At 60.8% G+C, this 24,499-nt stretch carries 27 protein-coding genes and 1 tRNA gene; 20 read left to right on the top strand and 8 right to left on the bottom strand.

The window, feature by feature from the left end; all coding sequences use genetic code 11:
* Positions 1-14: 14 nt before the first annotated feature.
* From K1W69_RS17500 to K1W69_RS17530, 7 genes are read left to right on the top strand one after another with little or no spacing between them, the layout of a single operon-like run.
* Positions 15-614, top strand: a complete 600-nt coding sequence (locus tag K1W69_RS17500; RefSeq protein ID WP_220229713.1) for a hypothetical protein — start codon at positions 15-17, stop codon at positions 612-614.
* On the top strand, positions 614-832 hold the full coding sequence (locus tag K1W69_RS17505; protein ID WP_220229714.1) for a hypothetical protein: 219 nt from the start codon (positions 614-616) through the stop codon (positions 830-832). The genes K1W69_RS17500 and K1W69_RS17505 overlap by 1 nt, the downstream gene beginning before the upstream one ends.
* Positions 798-1,253, top strand: a complete 456-nt coding sequence (locus tag K1W69_RS17510; protein WP_220229715.1) for a hypothetical protein — start codon at positions 798-800, stop codon at positions 1,251-1,253. Before K1W69_RS17505 ends, K1W69_RS17510 begins: the two co-directional genes overlap by 35 nt.
* Before the next feature lie 14 nt (positions 1,254-1,267).
* Positions 1,268-1,492: a hypothetical protein gene (locus K1W69_RS17515; RefSeq protein ID WP_220229716.1), complete on the top strand. Its 225-nt coding sequence runs from the start codon at positions 1,268-1,270 to the stop codon at positions 1,490-1,492.
* Positions 1,485-3,401, top strand: a complete 1,917-nt coding sequence (locus K1W69_RS17520; RefSeq protein WP_220229717.1) for a tail tape measure protein — start codon at positions 1,485-1,487, stop codon at positions 3,399-3,401. The genes K1W69_RS17515 and K1W69_RS17520 overlap by 8 nt, the downstream gene beginning before the upstream one ends.
* Complete coding sequence (locus K1W69_RS17525; protein WP_220229718.1) at positions 3,398-4,096, top strand: hypothetical protein; 699 nt, start codon at positions 3,398-3,400, stop codon at positions 4,094-4,096. Before K1W69_RS17520 ends, K1W69_RS17525 begins: the two co-directional genes overlap by 4 nt.
* Entirely contained in the window at positions 4,096-4,689 is a 594-nt protein-coding gene (locus K1W69_RS17530; RefSeq protein WP_220229719.1) for a hypothetical protein, read from the top strand. The genes K1W69_RS17525 and K1W69_RS17530 overlap by 1 nt, the downstream gene beginning before the upstream one ends.
* A 51-nt stretch (positions 4,690-4,740) precedes the next feature.
* On the opposite strand, the gene K1W69_RS17535 is transcribed toward K1W69_RS17530, so the two are convergent.
* Positions 4,741-4,989, bottom strand: coding sequence for a hypothetical protein (locus K1W69_RS17535; RefSeq protein WP_220229720.1), 249 nt, complete (start codon positions 4,987-4,989; stop codon positions 4,741-4,743).
* Between the two features lie 54 nt (positions 4,990-5,043).
* Between K1W69_RS17535 and K1W69_RS17540 the strand changes: the two genes are divergently transcribed.
* The 5 genes from K1W69_RS17540 to K1W69_RS17560 all read left to right on the top strand — a co-directional run bounded on the left by K1W69_RS17540 (position 5,044) and on the right by K1W69_RS17560 (position 11,131).
* Positions 5,044-5,451: a DUF6950 family protein gene (locus K1W69_RS17540; RefSeq protein WP_220229721.1), complete on the top strand. Its 408-nt coding sequence runs from the start codon at positions 5,044-5,046 to the stop codon at positions 5,449-5,451.
* A complete protein-coding gene (locus tag K1W69_RS17545) occupies positions 5,436-7,517 on the top strand; it encodes a phage tail protein (RefSeq protein WP_220229722.1) in 2,082 nt (693 codons plus the stop codon). The genes K1W69_RS17540 and K1W69_RS17545 overlap by 16 nt, the downstream gene beginning before the upstream one ends.
* Positions 7,518-7,662: 145 nt before the next feature.
* Entirely contained in the window at positions 7,663-9,327 is a 1,665-nt protein-coding gene (locus tag K1W69_RS17550) for an exo-alpha-sialidase (protein ID WP_220229723.1), read from the top strand.
* A gap of 5 nt (positions 9,328-9,332) precedes the next feature.
* Complete coding sequence (locus K1W69_RS17555; protein ID WP_220229724.1) at positions 9,333-10,160, top strand: hypothetical protein; 828 nt, start codon at positions 9,333-9,335, stop codon at positions 10,158-10,160.
* A 167-nt stretch (positions 10,161-10,327) separates the two neighbouring features.
* A complete protein-coding gene (locus K1W69_RS17560; RefSeq protein ID WP_220229725.1) occupies positions 10,328-11,131 on the top strand; it encodes a DNA adenine methylase in 804 nt (267 codons plus the stop codon).
* A 137-nt stretch (positions 11,132-11,268) separates the two neighbouring features.
* Here the strand turns inward: K1W69_RS17560 and K1W69_RS17565 are convergent.
* Positions 11,269-11,345 (bottom strand) — tRNA-Met (locus K1W69_RS17565).
* A 208-nt stretch (positions 11,346-11,553) separates the two neighbouring features.
* Between K1W69_RS17565 and K1W69_RS17570 the strand changes: the two genes are divergently transcribed.
* A complete protein-coding gene (locus K1W69_RS17570; RefSeq protein WP_220229726.1) occupies positions 11,554-12,513 on the top strand; it encodes a Gfo/Idh/MocA family protein in 960 nt (319 codons plus the stop codon).
* A 300-nt stretch (positions 12,514-12,813) separates the two neighbouring features.
* On the top strand, positions 12,814-13,953 hold the full coding sequence (locus K1W69_RS17575; protein ID WP_220229727.1) for a DegT/DnrJ/EryC1/StrS family aminotransferase: 1,140 nt from the start codon (positions 12,814-12,816) through the stop codon (positions 13,951-13,953).
* A gap of 71 nt (positions 13,954-14,024) precedes the next feature.
* On the opposite strand, the gene mnmA is transcribed toward K1W69_RS17575, so the two are convergent.
* Positions 14,025-15,170 carry a tRNA 2-thiouridine(34) synthase MnmA gene (gene mnmA, locus K1W69_RS17580; protein WP_370688273.1) on the bottom strand — a complete coding sequence of 382 codons (1,146 nt, stop codon included), beginning with the start codon at positions 15,168-15,170 and terminating at the stop codon, positions 14,025-14,027.
* A 335-nt stretch (positions 15,171-15,505) separates the two neighbouring features.
* Here mnmA and sciP point away from each other — a divergent pair, with 335 nt between their 5' ends.
* Positions 15,506-15,781 (top strand): CtrA inhibitor SciP, encoded by a 276-nt coding sequence (sciP, locus tag K1W69_RS17585; RefSeq protein WP_220229729.1) that lies wholly within the window; start codon positions 15,506-15,508, stop codon positions 15,779-15,781.
* A 5-nt stretch (positions 15,782-15,786) separates the two neighbouring features.
* Here sciP and K1W69_RS17590 read toward each other — a convergent pair whose 3' ends face one another.
* Positions 15,787-16,278: a paraquat-inducible protein A gene (locus K1W69_RS17590; protein WP_370688267.1), complete on the bottom strand. Its 492-nt coding sequence runs from the start codon at positions 16,276-16,278 to the stop codon at positions 15,787-15,789.
* A 118-nt stretch (positions 16,279-16,396) separates the two neighbouring features.
* Entirely contained in the window at positions 16,397-16,750 is a 354-nt protein-coding gene (locus K1W69_RS17595; RefSeq protein WP_220229731.1) for a flagellar export protein FliJ, read from the bottom strand.
* 422 nt (positions 16,751-17,172) lie between these two features.
* Between K1W69_RS17595 and ctrA the strand changes: the two genes are divergently transcribed.
* The gene (gene ctrA / locus K1W69_RS17600; RefSeq protein ID WP_220229732.1) at positions 17,173-17,874 is read left to right on the top strand and encodes a response regulator transcription factor CtrA; all 702 of its coding nucleotides are present in this window, start codon (positions 17,173-17,175) and stop codon (positions 17,872-17,874) included.
* 91 nt (positions 17,875-17,965) lie between these two features.
* Here ctrA and chpT read toward each other — a convergent pair whose 3' ends face one another.
* The gene (gene chpT, locus K1W69_RS17605) at positions 17,966-18,601 is read right to left on the bottom strand and encodes a histidine phosphotransferase ChpT (protein ID WP_220229733.1); all 636 of its coding nucleotides are present in this window, start codon (positions 18,599-18,601) and stop codon (positions 17,966-17,968) included.
* Positions 18,602-18,766: 165 nt separating this feature from the next.
* Between chpT and K1W69_RS17610 the strand changes: the two genes are divergently transcribed.
* Positions 18,767-19,366: a DUF1134 domain-containing protein gene (locus K1W69_RS17610; RefSeq protein WP_258571162.1), complete on the top strand. Its 600-nt coding sequence runs from the start codon at positions 18,767-18,769 to the stop codon at positions 19,364-19,366.
* A 136-nt stretch (positions 19,367-19,502) separates the two neighbouring features.
* Positions 19,503-21,050, top strand: coding sequence for a coiled-coil domain-containing protein (locus K1W69_RS17615; protein WP_220229734.1), 1,548 nt, complete (start codon positions 19,503-19,505; stop codon positions 21,048-21,050).
* Between the two features lie 33 nt (positions 21,051-21,083).
* Here K1W69_RS17615 and K1W69_RS17620 read toward each other — a convergent pair whose 3' ends face one another.
* Together K1W69_RS17620 and K1W69_RS17625 are read right to left on the bottom strand one after the other, a co-directional pair.
* Positions 21,084-21,911 carry a TrmH family RNA methyltransferase gene (locus K1W69_RS17620; RefSeq protein WP_220229735.1) on the bottom strand — a complete coding sequence of 276 codons (828 nt, stop codon included), beginning with the start codon at positions 21,909-21,911 and terminating at the stop codon, positions 21,084-21,086.
* Positions 21,908-22,288, bottom strand: a complete 381-nt coding sequence (locus K1W69_RS17625; RefSeq protein ID WP_220229736.1) for a hypothetical protein — start codon at positions 22,286-22,288, stop codon at positions 21,908-21,910. The genes K1W69_RS17620 and K1W69_RS17625 overlap by 4 nt, the downstream gene beginning before the upstream one ends.
* A gap of 29 nt (positions 22,289-22,317) precedes the next feature.
* Between K1W69_RS17625 and K1W69_RS17630 the strand changes: the two genes are divergently transcribed.
* Entirely contained in the window at positions 22,318-23,358 is a 1,041-nt protein-coding gene (locus tag K1W69_RS17630; protein WP_220229737.1) for an RluA family pseudouridine synthase, read from the top strand.
* A gap of 160 nt (positions 23,359-23,518) precedes the next feature.
* Positions 23,519-24,424: an RNA polymerase sigma factor RpoH gene (rpoH, locus tag K1W69_RS17635; protein WP_220229738.1), complete on the top strand. Its 906-nt coding sequence runs from the start codon at positions 23,519-23,521 to the stop codon at positions 24,422-24,424.
* Positions 24,425-24,499 lie beyond the last annotated feature (75 nt).

The following is a 24,499-nucleotide window of genomic DNA, read 5'->3' on the forward strand; positions in this document are numbered from 1 at the left end:
CAAAGGAGCAGACAATGGAACCCTATGAAATCATCGCCGCGCCCTTCACCGTCTGGTTCGCGCCGGTCGGCGAGGCCTTTCCGACATTCGACGCGGACCCGGCCGGAAACTGGGCGAAGATCGGAACGTCCGGCGACGAGAACTATTCCGAGGACGGCGTGACCGTCGTCCATTCCCAAACGACCGAAAAGACGCGGGTGCTGGGCACAACCGGACCAAGGAAAGCGTTTCGAACCCAAGAGGACATGATGGTCCGCTTCACACTGTTCGACATGACGCTCGAGAATTACAAGCACGCGCTCAACGGCAACCCGGTGACGACGACGGCTGCCGGATCAGGAACAGCCGGTTTCAAGAAAATCGGGCTTCGACAGGGGCTGGAAGTGTCCACGATGGCATTGCTTGTTCGCGGCAATGCGTCGGCTTATGGCCCGGACTGGAAAGCACAGTTCGAAGTGCCGCGCTGTTTTCAGTCCGGATCGCCCGAACAGGTCTTCCGCAAGGGACTGCCTGCCGGCCTGGCGCTCGCATTCGACGCGCTCGAAGACTCGTCCGCAGCATCGGCGGACGAACGGTTCGGCCGTCTCAAGATCCAGCATCAGACGGCGCTCTGATGAACGGCGCCGCGCTTCTCGCAGAGCACCGACGGCTCGACAGCCAGGCGAAAACGCACAAGCGCGAGGCGGACCGTCACCGCAAGGCGGCCCGCGCGGCGCGCGCCAAGCAGGCGGAGATTGAGGCCCGGTGCAAGGCGCTGGGCATCGCCGTCACTTTTTCACCAGGCGAAGGAGACATCCATGGCCGACACGGAAACGCAGGGTCCGCTGCTTGACCTCAACACGCTGATCGAGCGGCCGACGATCAGGATCGACGGCAAAGCTTACGAGATCCTGTCGCCGGAAGAACTTTCGATCCTCGACAGCCAGCGCTTCGAGCGATGGGGCCGAAAGATCGAGGCGCTTGCAAAGACCGCCAACGAGAACGACGACGACGCGGACGAGCTCACCACGCTGATCGACACCGTGACCAGCAAGATCGCGATCGGCGTTCCGGAAGACGTTCGCGCGAGGCTCACCAATGCGCACAAGGATCAGGTGATCTCGGTTTTTACCGGGCTCCTGCTCGGCGGTCAGGCCGCCGCGGCGGGAGCAGCTCTCAGACTATTGATTGGGGAGACCTCGTCCCCCGTCTCCAACGTTTCTTCGGCGGCGCGCCAGGCTGGTGGCTCGAAGAAGCGCCAGCCGGCCTCGTAAGGGCCTATGTCGCCATGCTGAACCGTCTCCAGGCAGAAGAGCAGCTCTCCGCGATCCAGGCGACGGCGATCGGCGGCGGACATCTGACGAAACGCGACACGATGAAAGCGCTCGGCAATCTCCGACGCCGCGCGACGGGCGACACCGAAAAAGCAACGGCCGCCAATCCGGCCGTGCTGGCGGCGATGGGCATCGCCGTCGTCGAGACGCCGCGCGCTCAGGAGAACGGCAATGGCTGAACGGCTGGGCGAAGCGCTACTCGAACTGCGGACCGACGATCGCGGCCTCAACCAGGGCGTCGACCAGGCGGAGCGCAAGGCAAAGGGCCTTGGCGCGACCTTCGACAATGTGGGCGGAAAGGCTCTGGCCCTCGGAAGAAGCCTGGCCCTTGCTGGCACCGTCGCCGCAGCCGGCCTGGCTGGCATCGTCAGCACCGTCCGCGATGTGGCGCGCGGGATCGCCGAAACCGCAGACCAGGCGCGCATTGCGGGCATCAATGTCGAGGCCTTCCAGGAACTGAAATACGTCGCCGAGCAGAGCCGCATCGGCGTTGACGCGCTGACCGACGGGATCAAGGAGCTCAATCTCCGCGCCGACGAGTTCATCACCACGGGAACGGGATCCGCCGCGGAAGCCTTCCAGCGTCTCGGTTACAACGCGCAGACCTTGAGGGAAAAGCTCAAGGATCCGTCCGCGCTGTTTTCCGAAATCATCGGCAAGCTCGGCGATCTCAACAAGGCGGCGCAGATCCGTGTCGCCGACGAAATCTTCGGCGGAACCGGCGGCGAACGGTTTGTCCAGCTTGTCGAACAAGGCGAACAGGGCATTCGCGACCAGATCCAGGCCGCGCGCGATCTCGGCATCGTCATGGACGAGGACCTGGTCAGGAAGGCCGAGGAACTCGACCGGCAGTTCAACGTGGTTGCAACCACGGTCGGCACGGCGTTGAAACGGGCGATCGTGGAGGCTGCCTCGGCCCTTGGACTGTTCCTTGACCAGTTCCGGGAGTTCAAGAACCAGTCCGACGTGTCGCTCGACGAGCGACTGGCCGAGATCGGCATGGAGCGGCTCAATCTGGAAAACCAGATCCTCGAGCTGCGCGAGCGGCAAGCGAATATCACCGGCGTGCTGGCGCAGGCCGAGCAACGTCAGCTCGAAGGCCAGATCAAGCAGCTCGAAGACCGTCGCGCGGCGCTCGGCCAGGACGAGGAATCGATTCTTGCAATCATCGACAGCCGCAACACGCCGCCTCCGGCAACGTCATCGCCCCTGCCTTCCGAAGGTTTCGCAGTCCCCACGAAAAGCAAAAGCAAGAACAGCGGAAAGACCCCGCAGGAGGAATATGACGATCTGATCGCCACGGCGCTGATCTTCATCGAGACTCAGAAGATCGAGCAACAGGCGCTCGGCATGACGGAGCAAGCCGCCAACGCGCTGCGCTACGAGCAGGAGCTGCTGAACGAGGCGAAGCGCGCGGACATCGAACTTACTCCGGAACAGGCGCAGGAGCTGGCCGGTCTTGCCCAGCAGATGGCGGCGGCCGAAGCCGCGACCGGCGCGCTGTCGGACGGCATCGAGTTCCGCAGCGAAGTGTTTCGCGGCTTCTTCTCAGACCTCAGGTCCGGCCTGCAGGAAGGCAAGAGCTTCTGGGAAAGCTTCCGGGACGCCGGCCTCAACGCTCTCCAAAAGATCGCCGACAAGATCTTCGATCAGATGCTTGACGCCCTCGACCAGTTGAACGGATCCCTGTCCAGTCTCGGATCCGGCGCGGGCAGCGGCGGCGGCGGGCTTCTCGGCGGCATCGGCAGCGCGATCGTCGGGATCTTCTCCGGCTTCTTCGCCGATGGCGGGCTCATCCCGGCCGGCACTTTCGGCATTGTCGGCGAGAAGGGTCCTGAGCCGGTGATCGGCACGTCGCGCGGCGCGGCCGTGCTTCCCAATTCCTCGCTGCGATCGGCGTCGGCGGGCCGCACGGAGATCGTCGTCGGCTTCGACATGGACAGCTTCGGCAACATCGTGCCGGCGATGCAGAGCATCTCGCAGGAGGGAATCGCCGGGGCCGCCCCAGCGATCATGGGCGGAGCCGTCCAGCAGACCAACCGGAACCTCAGCCAGATGATGGCCGAGAAACAGAGGCGTCAGCAATGACAGTCCCCGTCTGGCCCCTCGCCGTTCTGAATTCGGAAGCCGCGACGCTGCCGCGCCTGGCGCCGCGTTCGCTTTCCGGCGGCGCATCGATTTCCGGACGCACACAGGTGGTTGCAAGCGACGCCGGCGTGTGGGTCGCGACGCTTTCGAGCATTCCCGTCACGGACCGGGACGAGGTGCTCGCCTGGCGCGCGATCGAGGCCTATTGCGACGGCCGGCTGAACGCGATCGACGTGCCGCTGCCGGACTATGAGCAGGCCTATGCGCCCTTCGGCGCGGATCTGAGCTACGAGGCGCTGTTCGCACCTGTGTCGCACGGCGACGGATCCTACTTCTCGGACGGCAGCGGCTATGTCAGCAGCGTGATTGACGTGACGGCCGGCGGCGACCTGGCGCTCGGCGCGACATCGATGACGGCCGTCGTCACCTATGCGCCGCGGCTGCAACCGGGACAGGTGTTTTCCTTCGACCATACGAACAAGGGGCCGCGCTGGTATCAGGTCAAATCCTGGGACACTGAGACCTCGGCCATGACGTTCCGCCCGCCGCTGCGCGAGGCGGTGACGAGCGGCGCGACGCTCAACTTCGACCGGCCGACCTGCCGCATGCGTCTTCGATCCGACGACGCGATGCGGCTCGATCTCCGGCAACCGGCGTGGGGCAACCCTTCAGTCGAATTCATAGAGGATCTGTGATGGTGGATTTCTTCAGCCCGGAAGAGATAGAGGCAATGGAACAGACCGTGGTGCGCTGCGCGCTGCTGGTGAAGTTCGATTTTCTCTCGGAAACCGTACGCGTCTGGAACGGCGAGCGCGATCTCGTCGCAGGCGGCCAGACCTGGACGCCGCTCTACGGCACCGGCCAGGTCAACAATATCGAGTTTTCCGGAGAGGCGGTGTCGGACCGCTTCGATCTGTCGATCCACGCCGTGCCAGGCGTGGAGCCGGACATCTTCGCAAAGGCGCTCGCCGAAACGGAAGAAGCCGAAGGCCGGGTGGTGACCGTGTACTTCCTGCTGATGGACGAGGAGTGGCAGAGCTACGGCGCGCCTGTCGGCGTCAAGTGGGGCTATATGCGCAAACCCCGCGTGACCTGGACAAACCACGATGAGGAGAGCGGCGGCGTGCGCCGGATCAGTATCGGCGCGGAGAACATCTGGTACAACCGCTCTCTGCCGCCGGCCGGCCGCTATACCGACGCCGACCAGCAGGCGCGCTCGCCCGGGGATCTGATCTGCCAGTTCGTTCCGTCGCTGCGGAACAAGAACTTCACCTATCCGGACTACTGAGGGAGAGCGATTTGAAACCGTATCAGCCGACCCCGCAAGACATCAAAAAAATCATGTCGGGATTCCCAGAAGCCAAGAGGCCAAAACCTCGTAACGTGACGCGATGCGTTCGCCGTATTCTTGACCGCTGCCGTCTTCGGAGCCGGATCGTATGTCGTTTGCTGTCTTGACCATGACATTCGCCGCTTCCTGCTGGGTGAGAACACCCTTGTTGACCAGTGCAGCGCACAGGTTGAACTGGCAGAACGCATTGGCTCCAAACATGATTGTTTGCGGGTCTTTCCATCCGTCGTCGCTCATTCAGCTTCTCCTCATCGTGTTGAAACGCCCGATAGTGCAGAAACAGGCGCGCAAATGAAAGTTGCGGATTTCATCAGAAGCGAGATGGAGAGGCCGTTCGTCTGGGGCGAGACGGACTGCTGTTCGACCGCCGATCGCTGGGTGCGGATCCGCGCCGGCTTCTCGCCGCTCGAGCGCTACGGCCGGACGATCCGCAGCAGGCAGGACGCGCTGCGCTGGACAGGCGCCGACGCCAGCCGGCTGCAGTCGGCCGTTCTCGATGTCATGGGGAAAACCGGTTTTGCGATCGGGCAGGATCCGCAAGCCGGCGACGTGGGCCTTGTGACCGTCGACCGTATGCGCCGCCTGGCCATGGCGATCTTCGACGGCCGGATCTGGACCAGCCGCGACCCGGACGGGTTCATTTGCGCGAGCGCCAGATACACTCTCTGTTCGTGGAGGGTGCCGTGGCCGATCCGATAACCTGGATCGCAACGATCGCAGCGGCCTCGCTCGCGACGACGACCGTTGCCGCAAACGCAATCTTCTGGGGCGTGACGGTCGCCGCCTATGCGGGTATCTCGGTAGGCCTGAGCTACGCCACCTCCCTGCTCACCCGACAGTCCGAACCGCGGCCGGAAGACGTGCAGCAGAGCACGCGACAGAACACGGCCGCGCGCATGCGCCACTACGGCCGCGTCAAGGTCTCCGGCCCATGGCTGTTCGCCGCGACAAAACAGGGCTCCTTCCGCAAGGTCATTGCGCTGGCGCACGGCGAGATCGACGCGATCGAGCAATACTGGATCGACGACAACCAGGTGACGCTGAACGAGAGCGGATTCGTGCAGACCGACCCTTACCTGACGTCGCTGGGCGGATCGCGCTGCGTGATCGGCTCTCGGCTCGGCGTCACGCCGCAGGCGCCGTTTGACACCCTCGTAGACGATTTTACCGCCTTTACGGAGGATCACCGCGGCGACGGGATTGCACTGCTCTACGCGGCGCAGCTCCCCGTCACCGAGGAAGACTACGCCGACATCTTCCCGAACGGGATCAACACGCTCTATCGCGTGGTGCTGCGCGGCGCGAAGATCAAGAACCCGAAGACAGACGCGATTGTCTGGGACGACAACGGCACAAGCGTGTTCCGGGATTACATGATCAGTCCTGACGGCATGCGGCTTCCGGAAGCCGCGCTGACGACGCCCCAGGCGCAACAGGGCTGGGAGGACGCCTTCGATCGCAGCGCCGAGCCGGTGTCGCTGAAGGCCGGCGGCACCGAGGAGCGCTATCGCCTCTGGGGCAGCTACTCGCTGCAGGAGCGGCCGGCCGACGTTGCCGCGCGTATGCTCCGCTGCATCGACGGGCGCATCGTGCCGACGCCGGACGGCGGCGTGACGCTGGACAACGCCGCCTGGGAAGAGCCGGACATTGTGCTCGACGAGGATTCGATCATCGACATCATCGAGCTGACCCGTGGCGTCGACCTCGAGCAGCGCCCGAACACGATCCGCGCGACCTTTCTCGATCCGGACGCCGACTATGCGACGGGCGACGCCGATCCCTGGGAGGATGCGGCCGACGTCGTCGCGCGCGGCGTGGAGCCGATCGATATCAGCTTTCCTATGGCGCCCAGCCACGGCCAGTGCCGTCGTCTGATGAAGAAGGACTGGTATCGCCGCAATCCCGAATGGGCGGGACGCTTCACCGTCAATCTGAAGGGCCTGGCGCTGATCGCGAAACGCTACGTGCGAATTCAGCTCGCGACCTTCGGGATCGATCACGTCTTCCAGATCGAGCATCTCGAATTCAATATCGGCCAGGGCGGGATCCTGCTCGGCGTGGTGCTGGATGCGATCGCCATGCCCGCCGCGTCCGACGCCTGGTCTCCGGCAGCCGAGGAAGGTGACAAGCCGGTGACGACCGACATCGAGGAGAACACCTCCGTGCCGGTTCCGACCGGTTTCACCGTGACGATCGAGCGGATCGTCGCCGGCGGGCAGAACGTGCCCTATGCGCTTCTGGAATTCGACGAACCGCCGGCTGAATCGCTGAGCGTCAAGGCGGAATACAAGGCGACGGCCGACAGCGAGTGGATTCCGATTTCCGTCTCCAGCGGCGCGACGGAAGCTCAGAGCCCGAACCTGAGTGACGGCACCGAGTACGAGTTCCAGATCTGGCACGTCACCTCACGCAACAGACCGAGCGACCGGACCGATCCAATCGTCATCACGCCGACGGCCGACGAGACCGCGCCCGATCCTGTAACGGGCGTGTCCGCGACGCCATCGACCGGCGAAACGGCGCTTGAATGGACGACGCCGAACAACGGCAACTTCTCGCGCACCGTGATCCGCCGCAACACCGCCGACGACGAGGGAACCGCAACCGAGATCGGGATCTCGCCGGTCTACGGGCCGGCCTCGACGATCATGGACCTGGTCGATACCGGGCTCGCCGCCGACGACTACTACTACTGGATCTATGCCGCCAATGCCTCGGGCGTCGAATCGACGGCCGTGGCGACCGGCGTTGTGACCGTGACTTGAAGGGGAATAACAGATGGTCGATACAGCAAACGCGATCTGGCGGGATTTCGTCACCGACGGCGTGCCGAGTTCCGGGATCCACGATCCGCTGAAATCCAAGATCCGCGAGTGGGGATCATGGGTCGAAAGCGCCATCGGCGGAACGTTGTCGCTGCAGGACGGATGGGATGCATCCGGAGGATCCTTTCCCGGTGCCGGCTCGGCCCAGGAGAATCAATACTGGATCGTAACGGCAGCCGGTACCGTCGATAGCATCGGTTTCGCCCTCGGCGACTGGCTGATCGCAACGACGGACGATGCGTCGACCTCCACCTATGCGGCGAACTGGCTTCGAATACCGCTCGGCGTGTTTTCGTTCGTCCAAGGCGGATGGGAGACGGCGACCGACTATGGAACCGGCATCGTTCTGACGAACGACGGCGCGACCTACTACTGCACCGTTCCACATACATCGGGGGCATCGACGGAGCCCGGTACCGGCGCCAGCTGGCAGGATTATTGGGAAGTGCTGGCGGCGGCTGGCGCGATAGACGAGGTAGTCCCAGCCCATATCGCAATTCGGGAAGTCGATCTGGAAACCCAGACGCGGACTGATACCGACGCCCGGCGCGAGATTGCATTGGTATCGCAGGCCGGCGCTGCTTACGCCGGTGATGTCATACTCGCCAATTCCGAAACGGCCTATGATCAGGACACGGAGATATTCAGCAATAGCCTTGATTCGGTCAGCAATGCGACGACGAGAATGGGCGGTTTCGCACGGATGATGGATGGCTCGTTTCTGGCGATTTCGTTTACCTCGCGAGAAGCGGTCGATGACTTCGGCGTTGGTGACGTCAACATCAAGAAAATTACATACGATCCGGTCACGCGCGGGCTAACGCTCGGATCACTTGTGACGCTTTATGATGGCGACTACAACCCGAGTGGAGCTGCAGAGGAAAGCCGATATATCGCCCCGATCACGCTGGTGGAACGATTTGGAGCAAACAAGGGGCGGGTATGGGTATTTGCGACGTGGCGCAACGAGGACGGCAGCGACCATAAATGGGTCGGCAAATATTCGGATGACCACGGCGCGAACTGGTCGTCGCTGATCGATTTTACATCACAGTTTCCGATTTCCGAATGGGGCTTGATCGCCGGAGGACAGGCGACGGGCGTCCAGCAATCTGATGGCCGCATGATTGTGCCAGCCTGGATTGCCAATCCGGGATATCCATCAACAAATCCAGACAATGAAACATACGCTTTCACCTATCGGTCGATTCTGTTGGCGTCGGACGATGGCGGAACAAACTGGTCGAAGATAAACCAAACGAAACTTGATGAACTGGAACTGCCAAATGAATGCGCACTTGCAAGCGACGGGGCAGGGAATCTGATGTGGTGCTTGCGTGACAGAGGCTTGGATCAGGCTGGTGGGCGAAGATACCTGCAACGGGTCAGTGCAGATGGGGAAACTCTTATAGGCCCGACATTTGAGGCGGTTGACGACGAAGGTGAAAAAATCGTCGGTGGCCAGACCATGGCCGGAATTATCCATACTCAGCAGGAGCACCGGCAGGTCGGTGCATCACCAAAGCTGGTCATGACGCAACCGAACAGTGCCGATCGCGAAGACGTCAGCATTCACTTCAGCTACGACGGCGGACAAACATGGCCAGTGACGTATCTCGTCGAGGCGGCGGCGGGGTATTCATTTCCTGCCGTCATGGACCATAAAACGCTTGGCGTTCTTTGGGAAAGCTATCCCGGCTACGGTCGAGTTGAACTGAGCATTATCAACCTGGCATCGATACTCGGATAAATCACATGACAAATGTTTCAGACTACCTGACAGGCTATGCGACAGCAGAATTCATCAATTATTACGACAGGGTGATTGCGGATGGCGGTCAGATAGGATCACCGGCCGAATGTGCGAAGACTTTTCGCCTGCTTGAAAGCAAGGGCCTCATTTCCAGCCTTGTCGGCGGGGTTGGCGCTGGTTTTGGCTACAAACTTGATGGTGGTTACGTCACAAAACTGTATGATCTTGTCAATGCGGATCTGGATCAGACACCCTCTGCACAGGCACTGCAAAGCACAATCACGACAACGGATGGCGTCCCATACTTGACGTTGGACGGTTCCGCACACACCAATAAACCATATTTCCGATCTGTGACAGGCTCTGATTTGGGTACAGATATATCATTCTTTGCAGCCGCAACGCTGGACGACGCGGCCAATGACGAAAACCACATCGCGGCAATAGAGGAAAGCGCAGGCTCCCGCCGGGTGGTTGTATCGAGTTTGAGCAATTCAGGCGATCCGAGGACAGGCGGCTCCCTGCGTCGGGAGGCAGGTACGACGCAACACATGTACATGAAGAATTTCGCACCCGCGACATCGAGCACGGTCCAGTCAGTAGGGATGCTGGTAGACGGGGCCACCGGTGTGGCGATGTACATCAATGGTGAGTGCGAAAAATACAGCACGACCGATGCGGGCGATTATCTTGACGGCAGGACTGCCTACATGACGACAGGCAATGTCCAGTACGGTCTTTTGGGCAAATTCCGGTGGTCGGTCTGCTTCTCCGGTGGTGACAAGTTCAAGATAAGATCCTTGATACAGGCACTGTCGAACGGGTCTTAAGCGGTCTTCACCTGCAGATTTCCGGGTGGCCGGAGCGCAGTCACGCTCCAAGCGACGGGCCACAGTTGGCGCTACGGACCCGTCAGACGCACCACAAGATAACGTCTCACCCGGCTCGCTTTCGCAAGCGTCGGCAGGGTGGCAGATTTTGCGAGCGTGCGACAGGCATGAACGAACTTACCCACATCGAACCGGTAAGGCCACCAGCGGCCTATATCGGTGGCAAGAAGCTGCTGGCCAAGCGCATCATCGAGCGGATCAACGCCACACCGCATGACGGCTATGCCGAGCCCTTTCTTGGCATGGGCGGCGTGTTCTTTCGACGCGATCGCCGGCCGAAGACCGAAGTGGTCAACGATATCTCCGGCGACGTGACGACTCTCTTCAGGATCCTGCAGCGCCACTATCCGCAGTTCATGGAGACTCTGAAGTTCCAGATCACCTCGCGACGCGAATTCGAGCGCCTGTCTGCCAGCCGGCCGGAGACGCTGACCGATCTCGAGCGCGCGGCACGATTCCTCTATCTGCAGAAGACGGCCTTCGGCGGAAAGGTGTCCGGCAGAACCTTTGGCGTCGACAAGTCCGGCCGCGCACGGTTCAACATGACGCGCCTGGCGCCGCTCCTCGAGGATGTGCATGACAGGCTCGCCGGCGTTGTCATCGAGTGTCTGCCCTGGACCGACTTCATCGATCGCTGGGACCGGCCTGGCATGCTGCTCTACCTCGACCCTCCCTACTTCGGGAACGAGGCGGACTACGGCAAGGGGGTGTTCTCAGCAGCTGATTTCGGCCGCATGGCGGAGATCCTTGCCGGCATCCAAGGTCGATTCCTGATGTCGATCAACGACCGCCCGGAGATCCGCGAAGCGTTCAGTGGTTTCTGTCTTGAGGAGGTGACGCTGACCTATTCGGTCAATGGTGGTAAAGGCAGGCCGGCAAAGGAGTTGATAATAAGCACCCTCGAAAGGTAGTAATCCGACGATCAAGCCGCTTTCGAAAGGTAGTCAAAGCGCGACAGAAATGTTCCAGAACCTCGTGTCAAAAAATCCAGAAACTGCTGGCGCGCTACAGCGCTACAACCATGTGACAAGAATGGACCTGATTTGATTGGTAGCGGGAGAGGGACTTGAACCCCCGACACGCGGATTATGATTCCGCTGCTCTAACCACCTGAGCTACCCCGCCATACCGATCCGGAGACACCGCGCGAAACGGTGTTGATCACAAGCGTCGCCCGTCGCGCGATGGCGCAACCGGCCGGACCGGCGCGATATAATGGCGCACGCGCGCGGGTGTCAAGCAAAAGCTTGCAGAATTTCCGAAGCGCCTCTTGCACCCCCCTGCGCCTGCCGATATGCCATCGGCGGGCGAGGATGCAAATGGAAAGAAACACATGACAAACCGCCCGGCGGTCGCCGTCATCGGCTGTGGATACTGGGGCCGAAATCACGTCAAAACCCTGCACGGGCTCGGCCATCTGGCCGCTGTCGCCGACAGCGACGCCGAGCGAAGCGCGGCGCTGGCGGAAGAATTCAGCGTGCATGCCATGACGCCCGACGCGGTTTTCGAGAGCGCCGACATCGACGCGGTGGTGCTTGCGCTGCCGGCGCAGTTTCACGCCGCCGGAGCCCTGCGCGCGCTTGAGGCCGGCAAGCATGTGCTGGTCGAAAAGCCGATCGCGCTGAATGTCGTGGACGCGGCGAAGGTCGTCGAGGCGGCCGAACGCACCGGGCTGGTCGCCATGACCGGCCATGTGCTGCGCTTTCACCCGGCCTTCGAGGCCATGGAGGCGATGATCGCCGAAGGAAAGCTCGGCGCCGTTCGCTACGTCCATTCGCATCGCGTAGGCCTCGGCAAGTTTCACGCGGAAAACGACGCGCTCTGGGATATCGCGCCGCACGACCTGTCGCTGATCATGGCGGTCACCGGCGAGGAGCCGTCGACGGTGCGGGGAGAAGGCTCGGCGGTCATCGAACATCTGAGCGATTTCGCACATCTTCACCTGACGTTTCCCGGCGGCGTTCGCTCGCACGTCTTCGCCTCGCGGCTGAACCCCTATCGCGAGCGACGCCTGACCGTGATCGGCGACGAGGCCATGGCGGTGTTCGACGACGTCGCGCCCTGGAACGAGAAGCTCTCCGTGTTCGACCACAAGGTCTGGCATGACGGCGAAGGCTGGCAGTTCGAAACCGCCGAGCCGCGCTATATCGACATACCGGAAGGCCTGCCGCTCACGCGCGAATGCGCGCACTTCATCGAATGCATCGAAAGCGGGGCGGCGCCGCGCACGCCCGTGGCCGACGGTCTGGCGGTGATCCGGATTCTGACCGACGGCACCGTGACGCATGACTGAAACCGTCGGCCCCGAACATGGCCACCGGCATACGACGCAGTTTCTTAACCTTCACGCCTGACAATGGACGATCACCTGCAATTACATGCTGCGAGCGAGTGTGAGTTGGACGCAGGCGCAAATATGTGTAATGACTGCGAAAAGGCTTGATAGAATCGAACTGTGGACGGGGCATAGCAGTCCGTTTCGCCAAAACGCAAAACAGTCTTTTATAGTGCAATCACGCTGTCTACAGGGCCGCGCCCGCGTCGGGATGCACGGGAAACCGGCCACTCACAGTTCGAGGGGATAACGACACACATGCAGTTCATAGACCTTGCTGCGCAGCGCCAGCGCATCGCAACCCGGATCGAACAGGCCGTATCGAAGGTGATCGAGGACGGCCGCTACATTCTGGGGCCGGAAGTCACCGAATTCGAAGAAAAGATAGCCGACTATGTCGGCGTGAAGCACGCGATCTCCTGCGCCAACGGCACCGACGCCCTGCTGATTCCCCTGCTGGCGGCAAAGATCGGCCGCGGAGACGCGGTTTTCGTGCCGTCCTTCACTTTCGCCGCCACCGCGGAAGTCGTGGCGCTCGCCGGCGCAACGCCGGTCTTCGTTGAAGTGTCGCACGACACATACAATTTGAGCCCGTCGCATCTCGAAGACGCGATCGTCGCCGTGCGCGACGCCGGAGACCTTGAGCCGAAGGCGATTATTCCTGTGGATCTGTTCGGCACGCCGGCCGATTATACGTCGATCATGGCGATCGCCGAAAAATACGGCCTGCGCGTCCTGTCCGACGCGGCGCAGAGCATCGGCGGCGAAACGCCCGAAGGCATGTGCGGCTCTTTCGGCGATGTGGGCGCCACCAGCTTCTACCCGGCGAAGCCTCTTGGCTGCTACGGCGACGGCGGCGCGATGTTCACCAATGACGACGCGATCATGGAATTGCTGCGCTCCTACGCCTTCCACGGCAAGGGCGAGACGCAATACGACAACCTGCATGTCGGCCTCAACTCGCGGCTCGACACCATCCAGGCCGCAATCCTCCTGGAAAAACTGGCGATCTTCGATGAAGAGCGCGATATGCGCCAGGCTGTCGCCGACTATTACTGCGACAACCTGAAAGACCATGTGCGCGTTCCGCACGTGCCGGCCGGCATGCGCTCCGCATGGGCCCAGTTCGCGATCGAGACGTCCCATCGCGATGCGCTGAAGGCGCATCTGGGGGATAACGGCATTCCTTCGGTGATCTACTACGTCAAGCCGCTGCACCAGCAGCCGGCCTATGCGCATAATCCGACCGGGCCCGGCGCCCTGACAGTGACGGAACAGCTTCCGAAAACAATCCTGTGCCTGCCGATGCACCCGTATCTCGAACGGTCCGACCAGGACCGCATCATCGAGACGATCACGGATTTTTTGGACTCCCGCAAGGTCATCGCAGCCGAATAGATTTCGGACATACCAACGCATGAAAGCCGGGTTCAGTCATTCAACTGACCCGGCTTTTTTGTGTTCCGGTTTCAGGCGGGGTTGACGCTGGCCGTTGTGCGGCGTCCGTCGAGCAGGGCTCTGAGAAGATGCTCAGCCTCGTCTGTGCGTTCGGTCCGGTCGATAAAGCCGCCGCCATAGACGCGGGCATTGTCCTCGTCGCTGGAATAAAGCACACAGGCCTGGCCGGGCGCGACGCCGGCCTCGCCTTCGAGCAGTTCGACAACCAGCGCGCCGCCGGTATGCCAGGCCCTCGCCGGGGTCGGCGGCCGGGTGGAGCGCACCTTGGCGAAGCAGTCGAACCCTTCGTCAGGCAGATCGCTGACCGGCCCGTCGCCGAGCCAGTTCACATCGCGCAGGATCAACCGGTGGGTTTCCAGCGCATCGCGCGGACCAACCACCACCTTGGCCGTCGGCGCATCGAGATGCACCACGTAGAGCGGTTCGCCGACTGCGACGCCGATGCCCCGGCGCTGGCCGATCGTATAGTGCATGATGCCGTCATGCGTGCCCAGCACCCGTCCGTCTATGTGCACGATGTCGCCGCTGCGGGCGGCTTCCGGCCGCAACCGGGCGATAATATCGGAATACTTGCCCTGGGGCACAAAGCAGATGTCCTGGCTTTCCGCCTTTTCGGCGACGCTCAGTCCCATCTCGGCCGCCAGCCGGCGCGTCTCGGCCTTCGGCAGATCTCCGAGCGGAAACCGCAGGTAATCAATCTGTTCCTGCGTCGTGGCGAACAGAAAATAGCTCTGGTCCTTGTCCGCGTCGAGCGGACGATAGAGCGCGCGATGGGCGCCGTTCGGTCGCGAGCGGATATAATGGCCGGTCGCCAGCGCGTCGGCGCCGAGTTCCCGCGCGGTCTTCAAAAGATCGGCGAACTTGACCGTCTGGTTGCAGGCGATACAGGGAACCGGCGTCTCGCCAGCCACATAGCTTTCGGCGAAGGGATTGATGACGGCTTCGCGGAAGCGCTTCTCATAGTCGAGAACGTAATGCGGAATGCCCAGCGTTTCGGCTACGCGGCGCGCATCGCCGATATCCTGGCCCGCGCAGCATGAGCCGGCGCGATGCACGGCGGCGCCGTGATCGTAAAGCTGAAGCGTCACCCCGACCACATCGTAGCCCTGCCCCTTCAGGATGCCGGCCACCACCGAGGAATCAACGCCGCCGGACATGGCGACGACGACCCGGGTGTCTTCGGGGTTCTTGTCGAGATCGAGCGTATTCACTGTGCTACCCGCGTTCAAAGGCGTTGAAGGCGCCAATCAAGCTTCGTCCGGCCCGCCTTTGCCGCGGCCGGCATTTGCGCAGACATATAGGCAATTGCCGGCTGTGCGGCAAGGACAGATGCAAGGGCTGGCGACAGGAAGATGCGGCGAACCGGTCGCCTTGACCGCCTTCCGCTATGACTACAGGTTGAATTGAGTTGCACCTTTTTGTTTAGACAATCTTTAATTCTCGGTTCGTATAGTGCTGTTCAACAGGTCTTTGAGTAAGTGTAGAGAGTCCAATGGCCGAAATGGTACGCCCTAGAATTAAGTATGTTATCGGGCCCGATGGCAGCCCCTTGACGATTGCCGACCTTCCGCCGCCCTCGACCCGCCGATGGGTCATTCGCCGCAAGGCGGAAGTGGTGGCCGCAGTCCGCGGCGGCCTGCTCAGTCTTGAGGAAGCCTGCGAACGCTATACGCTCACCGTTGAAGAATTTTTATCCTGGCAGGCCTCGATCGACGCGCATGGTCTGGCCGGACTGCGCACCACGCGCATTCAGCAATACCGTCACTGACAATTTCAAGGCCGCCCGACCGCCCGCAGGGCTGCGCGATCGGCTTGCGACGCCCGCAGCAGGGCGTGGCAGATCGTAACCGCCAGGGTCGACGCGGCGTAGAACCACAATCCCGGTTGGGTGAGAGCGCTCGCAACGCCGCTTGATTTGGCGGCGACGATCACCAGCGCAACCAGCAGAACGTCCATCATCGACCATTTGGACATCAGGGGCACCAGGCTGTAGAGAAGGCCGCGCCTGCCCGAGCCCGCGCCGCCCAGGGCCTCCGCCGCCACGGCCATCAGCTTGATTACCGGAAAGACGATCGAAAACGCCGCGACGAGGCCGGCCAGCAGGAAATCTCCACCGCTCCACAGCGAGGCGACGATCGCGACCAGCGACGGCGTTTCGGTAAAAAAGTAGAGTTTCTCGAACCGGACAAGCGGCAGGGTCAATCCGAGAGCCAGAAAAAACGGCCCCGCAATCAACAATATGGAAACGGGAATTCTGTAACGCACGCCTTTTGCCGCCTTCGGGACTGCCCGTGCGGCACGAGCGCCGCGGCTGCAAACAAGCATGGATCGGGCTGGAAGACCAGCCCGCTTTGCATTGGCCTATGCTGTTGGCCGGGTTTGGCTACACCGCCTTGTTGCGACCGGCGCCGTCGCGCTGGTCAAGCGCGGCGGCTTTCTCGAGTTCGGCCTCGGCTGCCTCCACCGCAAGTTCCGCGGCGTCCTGCTGGACCTTTAGTTCGCGAATGGACCCTTTGAGATTGTCTGCGCGCTGACGGGCGGCTTTCGCGAAGGTCGGGTAGGCGAAATGCGAGGGATCCGAGATGCCCGCTTTCTTCTCTTCCGCCGCGATCTGGTACTCCAGCTCGGCGGCCATCTTGTCGAACTCCGCCATCATGAGCTGGATCTGACCGAGTTGCCGGCGCTTGTCATTAACCTGAAACTCCTTCAGGCGAAGAAGGCTCTCACTCGATTTCATACGCAATACTCCCCTGCACGCGAGACCCAGGAACTCTACCCCGAAAAACGCACTAAAAAATTAACGGATCACCCCCGAAATCGGCGTCAAGTCCGTTCTCAAGGCCGTTTTGGTAACCTTTCGTTTACGGACATCGTTAATCATAGGTCACATCGCTTAAGGCGGGGTAAATGCGGCGCGTGATTCTTTCCGTGCAAATGACGAATCCGCCGAATCAGTTAGAAGTGGTTCTTAATGTATCACTTGAGAGTCAGTTTTTTGTGTTTTCGAGAGAATTCAACAGCTTAGGACGCAATGTTGACAAATCAATCTGCGGTTGCCATACAAAATTAGACTTTGTTAACCATTTGGTGACAAGGTGATGGGGCCGGTTCTTCGGCTTTCGGGGACGCGGTTGTCGGCGGCGGTACAAGGGGAAAACGATGCGGGTACTACTCATTGAAGACGATAGCGCTACCGCTCAGAGCATCGAACTGATGCTCAAATCGGAGAGCTTCAACGTCTACACCACCGATCTCGGTGAAGAAGGCGTCGATCTCGGCAAACTGTATGATTACGACATCATCCTGCTGGATCTGAACCTGCCGGACATGTCCGGCTACGAAGTGTTGCGCACATTGCGCCTGTCGAAGGTCAAGACCCCGATCCTTATCCTGTCCGGCATGGCCGGCATCGAGGACAAGGTGCGCGGGCTCGGCTTCGGCGCCGACGACTACATGACGAAACCCTTTCACAAGGACGAGCTGGTCGCCCGCATTCACGCCATCGTTCGGCGCTCGAAGGGTCACGCCCAGTCAGTCATCACCACCGGCGACCTGCTGGTCAACCTGGACGCCAAGACAGTCGAGGTCAGCGGCCAGCGCGTGCACCTCACCGGCAAGGAATACCAGATGCTGGAGCTGCTTTCCCTCAGGAAAGGCACCACGCTCACCAAGGAAATGTTCCTCAACCACCTTTATGGCGGCATGGACGAGCCCGAACTCAAGATCATCGACGTGTTCATCTGCAAGCTGCGCAAGAAACTCGCCACCGCGGCCGAAGGACGCAATTACATCGAGACGGTTTGGGGCCGCGGCTACGTGCTCCGCGAACCGGACGAAGACGAGATTCTCGAAAGCGCCTGAGCGACCGCCAAACGGCTCACAAAGACATCAACGCCTCCGCATAGCGGAGGCGTTTTGCATTAGGGCCCAGAGCTGGCAAGCCTTTGAATTTTCAGGAGACTTTGAAGACGATCTCTTCAGGTCCGGCCACGGTTTCGATATGCATGCCGCATTCCTCGGCGAGCAACACCGTGTAATAGAGCTGGATGCTGTGGGCGTCGATCGCCTCTTCGTTGCGGCCGTTGCACAACTCGATGAATTTCGCCGACAGCCGCACCATCTTGCCTCGCGCCGTCAGCGTAAAACGCGGTTCCGTCTCCAGGTCTTCGAGCACGATGTCAATCGTGCCGCCGCGCGGAATGGCGCCGTAGGCGACCAGGAAGAGATTGAGCAGCAGCTTTACCTTGTTCTTGGGAACGATCGCGCGCGCGCCCGTCCAAGTCACTTCGGTTTTTGAATCGGCGCGCGCGAAATCGACGGCGGCCTTCTCCGCCTCCCCGGTATCAATCGACGCGCCGACCGATCCGGAAGCGCCGAAGGCGAGCCTCGCGAATTTCAACCGGACCGACGCGTTGTGGGCGCTGGACCGGATCAGGTCCATCGCATCGTCATCAGCGCCGCCCTCGTCAAGCAGCTCCAGCCCGTTGCTGATTGCCCCGACCGGAGAGATGATATCGTGACATACGCGACTGCAAAGCAGCGCGGCCAGATCTGGACCGGTCAAATTAAGACTTGGATTTATCGACATACTTCGCCCTTCAGAATCGCTGACGCCTCTGCCGACATGCAGATATTGCAGCTCCGTTGCGGGTCGCCATAATGACAACACATTTGGTAAACGGATAATTAATATCAATGCGTCATTATCTCCGCGATTCGCAAGGTGTCGAGAAGGTTTCGTCGGAGATTCACAATGAGAATGACCCTTCAACTGTTTTCGAAGGCGGTAATTCAGGTAATTGGCGCTGTTTTTCTTCTCCTGGCTGCATCATGGCCTGCTTCCGCGCAGCAATATCAGCAACAGACTTCGCCCGGCTACACGGTCGAGGAAGTGCAGCGGGCCGGAGAGCAGTTCTTCGGCAGCGCGACGGACGGTCTTGCCCGTGTCGTCGAGCGCGCATTTGAGCGGTATGGCCTGCCAAACGGATATATTCTCGGTCAGGAAGGCTCCGGCGCGTTTTTTGGCGGCCTGACCTATGGAGAGGGCCAGCTCTACACGAAGAACGCCGGCGAACACACGATGTTCTGGCAGGGTCCTTCCGTCGGGTTCGACTGGGGCGGACAGGGCAGCCAGGTCATGATGCTGGTCTACGATCTCAATTCGGTCAGCGACATCTATGGCCGGTTCGCCGGAGCAAGCGGCCAGGCCTACGCAGTGGCCGGCGCCGGGATGACCGTCCTCCAGGGCGGCAGGGTTATCGTCGTGCCCATCAGGACGGGCCTTGGCGTGCGCGTCGGTCTCAACCTGGGATATCTCAAGATGACCGGCGAACCAACCTGGAACCCCTTCTGATCCGGGAGTTGCCAGCGGTTTCGCCGCTTGACGGGCGCCGCGCGCACTTGCGTGGAACCCGCCGACACGCTACGAAGTCGCCGCGCCGGCGTATGATAGCCGGCCATGGCGCGGCCATGCTTCCTGGACGAACGGCGTGATTGAATTTCTGCTCATATTCGGGTTCGGTTTTCTGGTCGCAATCCTGCTGACCATACTGGTTGCGCCCGCCATATACGGCCGCATCGTGAAGCTGACAGAAGACCGCATGAAGGCCACTGTCCCGCTGAATATCGCAGAGGTCAGAGGCAAGGCGGACCTCGCCCGCGCCGCCTATGCAAGCGAGAACGCCAGGCTTGCGAGCGATCTTGACCGACAGGTCGAGATTTCGACCCGAGCCCGCATCAAGGCGGACAAGCTTCAGGCAGACCTCGCGCTAATGGCGGGCGGAAAGCAGGAAGCCGAGCAGAATATTCAAACATTGTCCAATGAGGCGGATCGGCTGCGCCTCGAAATCCACGCCAAGGAAGAAGCCATCAACACGCTCGGGCGTGAAGTCCAGGAACTCGACCGGATCCGCAGAACCGGCGAACGCGAAATTGCGCAGATGCGCAACGACCTGATCGCCGCCTCGACGGAGATCGAAAACCTGCGGATCGATCTCGCCACCTCTGCGACCGAAACCGTTAATCTCAACGCCGAGATCGCATCGGAACGAGACCGGCGGCAACGGACGGAAAAGGAACTCAACGCGCTGTCGGACACGCTGAAGGAACTTGAAGCAAAACTCGGCAAGGAGCAGGACGAACACAACGAAGCCCGGATCAATCTGAGCGCAGCCCTTTCTTCTCTCTATAATCGGGAGGAAGAGGTGAGGCAGGCGGAGAAGGAATCGGCGAAAAAATCCGAAGATCTTGGCGAAGCGCGCCGGCAGCATGAATCAAACCTGCAGCAATTGCTGGAATACGAAGCTGAAGTCGGACGATTGACGGAACGATACGATGGATCGCAATCATCGTTGCAGGCGACAAAAGCCAGCCTTCAGGAATTGCGCGAGACGGTGAGCCAGCTTCAGGAAGAGCGCGATGCGCAGCAGAGGGAACTGGAAGCCGGCCACAGGATGATCGCAACGCTCGAAAAGGCGCTGGCCGCCGAGGAAGCGCGCTCCGGCAAACTCGCGCGGCGCGTTACGCAAATGGCTGATGAAGTCGAGACGCGCAACACGACAACGTCCGACGCGCCCGCTGCGAACGCCTTGACTGCGGACGCCGCCGCTTCGGATTCGTCAGCCGAATCAAACCAGTCTGCAAACGACCGGCGAAACGCCGCCTTCGGAGTCATCGGGCGGGCGCAGAACTTTCTGACGAAGGCCGTGAAACCGGGAGCGATGGACAACCCGATGGTCGCCAACAGCAATGCGAGATCGGAAGCCGCCGAATATGCCGAACTCCAGCAGCAGCAGGCGGCGCTGGCGGACAAGCTGAAATCAGGGGACGCAAGTGCGGATGAAGACGCCTTGCGGGAAGAAATGGCGGCAATCGCAGCGCGGGTTATCGCACTGGCGGGACGTCGCGAAGGCGAAGGCTCAGCCATTCTGGCGCTACTGGCCGACGAGATGAAGAAAGCGCCGGAAGCCGCCGATGGCTCGCAGCGCACCAGCCTTGCCGATCGCGCGCGCGCCGAACTCGAAAATCGACAGGTCTGAACTGCCTTTCAATCACTGTTCCCTTGGGCCGGATTAGCCGACGCGATCACCACGCCCTTTAAGACAGAACATCGCAATCGCCGCCGCTGTCGCGACGTTGAGGCTATCGAAGTCTGAAGATTGCGGTATTCTGACCGAACCTGTGCGGTCCATCAGTGATTTCGGAAGCCCCTCGCCTTCCGTGCCGACCAGCAACGCCTTGCGACCTCTCGTTTCTATATCCAGTATCGAGACCTTGCCCTCAGGCGAGAGCGCGAGAATGTCAAACCCTGAGTTGTCCAACACGTCGATCATCTCCCCGATATCGCCGCCTCGTACATAGGGCACGGTCAACGCGGCCCCGACCGAAACCCGGATCGATTTGCGATACAGCGGATCGCAGCACTGCCCGTCGAGGCAGACCAGATCGGCCGAGAAGGCGGCGGCATTACGAAACAGGCTTCCAAGATTGTCGTGGTTCGAAATGGCGTTGCAGGCGAGCACCAAAGCGTCTTCAGGCAGGTTCGCGACAGCTTTTCGGAAGTCCGGCGCCGCGTGCGCGCGGCCAACCGCAAGCACGCCTCGGTGCATGGGAAAGCCGGCGATGCTGTCCATCACGTCGGCATTGCACACCATCACGGGGATATCGGCGGCGAATTCGGACAGCACGTCCGCCATGCCTGTCACCCGGTTTTCAAGCAGCAGAATTTTCTGCGCCGTAAAATGACTGGATCGGGCGAGCATGCGCAGGACAACCCGGCCCTCGGCAATGAACAGTCCCTGCCGGCCGACAAGGTCGCGTTCCCTTATGTCTCGAAATTCGGCGACGCGATCATCTCCGGCGTCGGTGATCGGGATCAGCGGCTGCCGGATCGTGTTCATTTCAGGTCGATGACCGCGACGATCCGCGCATGACCGATGTCGTAGAGCAGGACCTGGCTCGCTCCGTCCGCCGACTGGCCGTAAAACAGCAACAAACCGCCATTCATGCTCACCTGGGCCACGTCGAAACCGTCCGGCAGATCCGCTTCCACCTCCAGGCGACCTGCCGCAGGAATTTGCAGATCGCTGGCGGCGGTCACCATCACGTCCTGGTCGTTCGACATTATCTTGTAGACAACACCGGCCAGAACCGCCATCAACCCGATAAACATGATGCTTATGGAAATTCCGAGCAGCCGAACCATTTTCCGGCGCACCTTCTCCATCTCGGGGTCGAGTGGTTTTTCGTCCTGTTCGTCCGGATGGGTTTCCGACATAATGGCCTCGTTTGTATGCGGCAACGTGAATGAAAGAACCCTTTACCCAAGCCGACGCCCGGATGAAAGTGCTGACAGCGGATGAAAACGCTGCAGGACGCATCGACGCGTGGATCGCAGCGAGCGTTGACGGCGATTTGTCGCGCAGCCGTATCAAGGCGCTGATCCTGGAAGGCGCGGTCAGCATCGGCGGCGCGGCGGTGACAGAGGCGAAGCATCGCATAAAGCCTGGGGATATCGTCGAGATAAACCTGCCTGAACCGGAAGACGCCAACCCTGCGCCCGAAGACATACCCATCGATGTCCTTCATGAGGACGACGAAATTATTGTCGTTTCAAAGCCCGCCGGCCTTGTCGTTCACCCCGGCGCCGGAAACGCATCGGGAACGCTTGTGAATGCGCTCATTCATCACTGCGGCCAGTCCCTGTCTGGCATCGGCGGCGTACGCCGTCCGGGCATTGTGCATCGTCTCGACAAGAATACGAGCGGCGTTATGGTGGTGGCCAAGAACGATGCAGCGCATCGTCACTTGTCGGAACAATTCGCCGATCACGGACGCAGCGGCGCGCTCAAACGCGCCTATCTGGCTTATGTCTGGGGAACGCCTGCGCCTTTGAAAGGCGTTGTCAATGCGCCGCTCGGACGCGCTGCAAGCGACCGGACCAAACGCGAGGTCAAACGCAGGGAATCGGCCGACAGCCGTCACGCGGTCACGCATTACCGCGTTGTCGAACGCTTCGGCGACAATTCCGATGCGATCGCCTCTCTTGTGGAATGCCAGCTTGAAACCGGACGAACCCACCAGATCCGTGTCCACATGGCCCACATCGGCCATCCTGTTATCGGCGATAGCGAATACGGATCGGCCTATCTGACGAAAGCCAACCTCTTGCCTGTGGAAACCGCAGCCATTGTGCGCGGGCTCGGTCGACAGGCTCTCCACGCCTATCTCCTGGAATTCGAGCATCCGAAAACAGGCGAGCTGATGCATTTCGAGGCGCCGCTGCCGCCTGACCTGCAGAAACTCGGTGATTCTTTGCAGGCTGCGGGCCGTATTGACGCCTCATAATTGATTCAAACTAAACCGGCAGACAGTTCCGCCTTTTTTCAAAACCTTGATATCAACCCGGCGAATAACTATCTGCATATTTTTGGACAACCGGCATTTTTGCGGTTGAACTGGCTCGCCGATTGTCGGGAGCCAGATAAAATCAAGAGAGGGGTGCTTGATGGCCCAGAATACCTTGCCTTCCATTTCTTCCGCCGAAGGCGGACTTAACAGATATCTGGAAGAAATCCGACGTTTTCCGATGCTCGAGCCGCAAGAGGAGTACATGCTTGCGAAACGGTATCACGAGCACGAGGACACCGACGCCGCGCACAAGCTGGTGACCAGCCATCTGCGCCTCGTCGCCAAGATCGCCATGGGTTATCGCGGATACGGTCTGCCGATCGGCGAAGTCATTTCCGAAGGAAATGTAGGCCTCATGCAGGCGGTGAAGAAATTCGATCCCGAGCGCGGATTTCGCCTGGCGACCTACGCCATGTGGTGGATCAAGGCCTCGATCCAGGAGTATATTCTGCGATCCTGGTCGCTTGTCAAAATGGGCACGACCGCCAATCAGAAACGCCTGTTCTTCAATCTGCGCAAGCTGAAGGGAAAAATTCAGGCGCTTGACGAAGGCGACTTGAAACCCGAACAGGTGGCGCAGATCGCCAACACGCTAAACGTCTCCGAGGACGAAGTCGTCTCCATGAATCGTCGTCTGTCCGGCGACGCCTCGCTCAACGCCCCGATCAAGGCGTCGGAAGGCGAATCAGGCCAGTGGCAGGACTGGCTTGTCGACGAAAGCGATGATCAGGAAGCAATGCTGATCCGGCAGGACGAACTGGAAGATCGTCGCGGCATGCTGGCGTCGGCGATGGACGTGCTCAACGAGCGCGAACAGCGCATCTTCAAGGCAAGGCGCCTGTCGGAGACGCCGATGACGCTGGAGGAACTGTCATCCGAATTCGGCATCAGCCGGGAACGCGTGCGCCAGATCGAGGTCAGAGCTTTCGAGAAAGTTCAGAGCGCCGTCAAGAAGGCCGCCCTGGATCGCGCCAAAAGCCTGCAAACAGTCGATAACGGGTAACGCCAGGAGCGATTGCTGACGAGAACGACGCGGCTCACGCCGCGTCGTAATGCATTGTTGTGACGAGAGAGCGAT

Source organism: Flavimaribacter sediminis, assembly GCF_019492055.1.
In the GTDB taxonomy this organism is placed as follows: domain Bacteria; phylum Pseudomonadota; class Alphaproteobacteria; order Rhizobiales; family Rhizobiaceae; genus Flavimaribacter; species Flavimaribacter sediminis.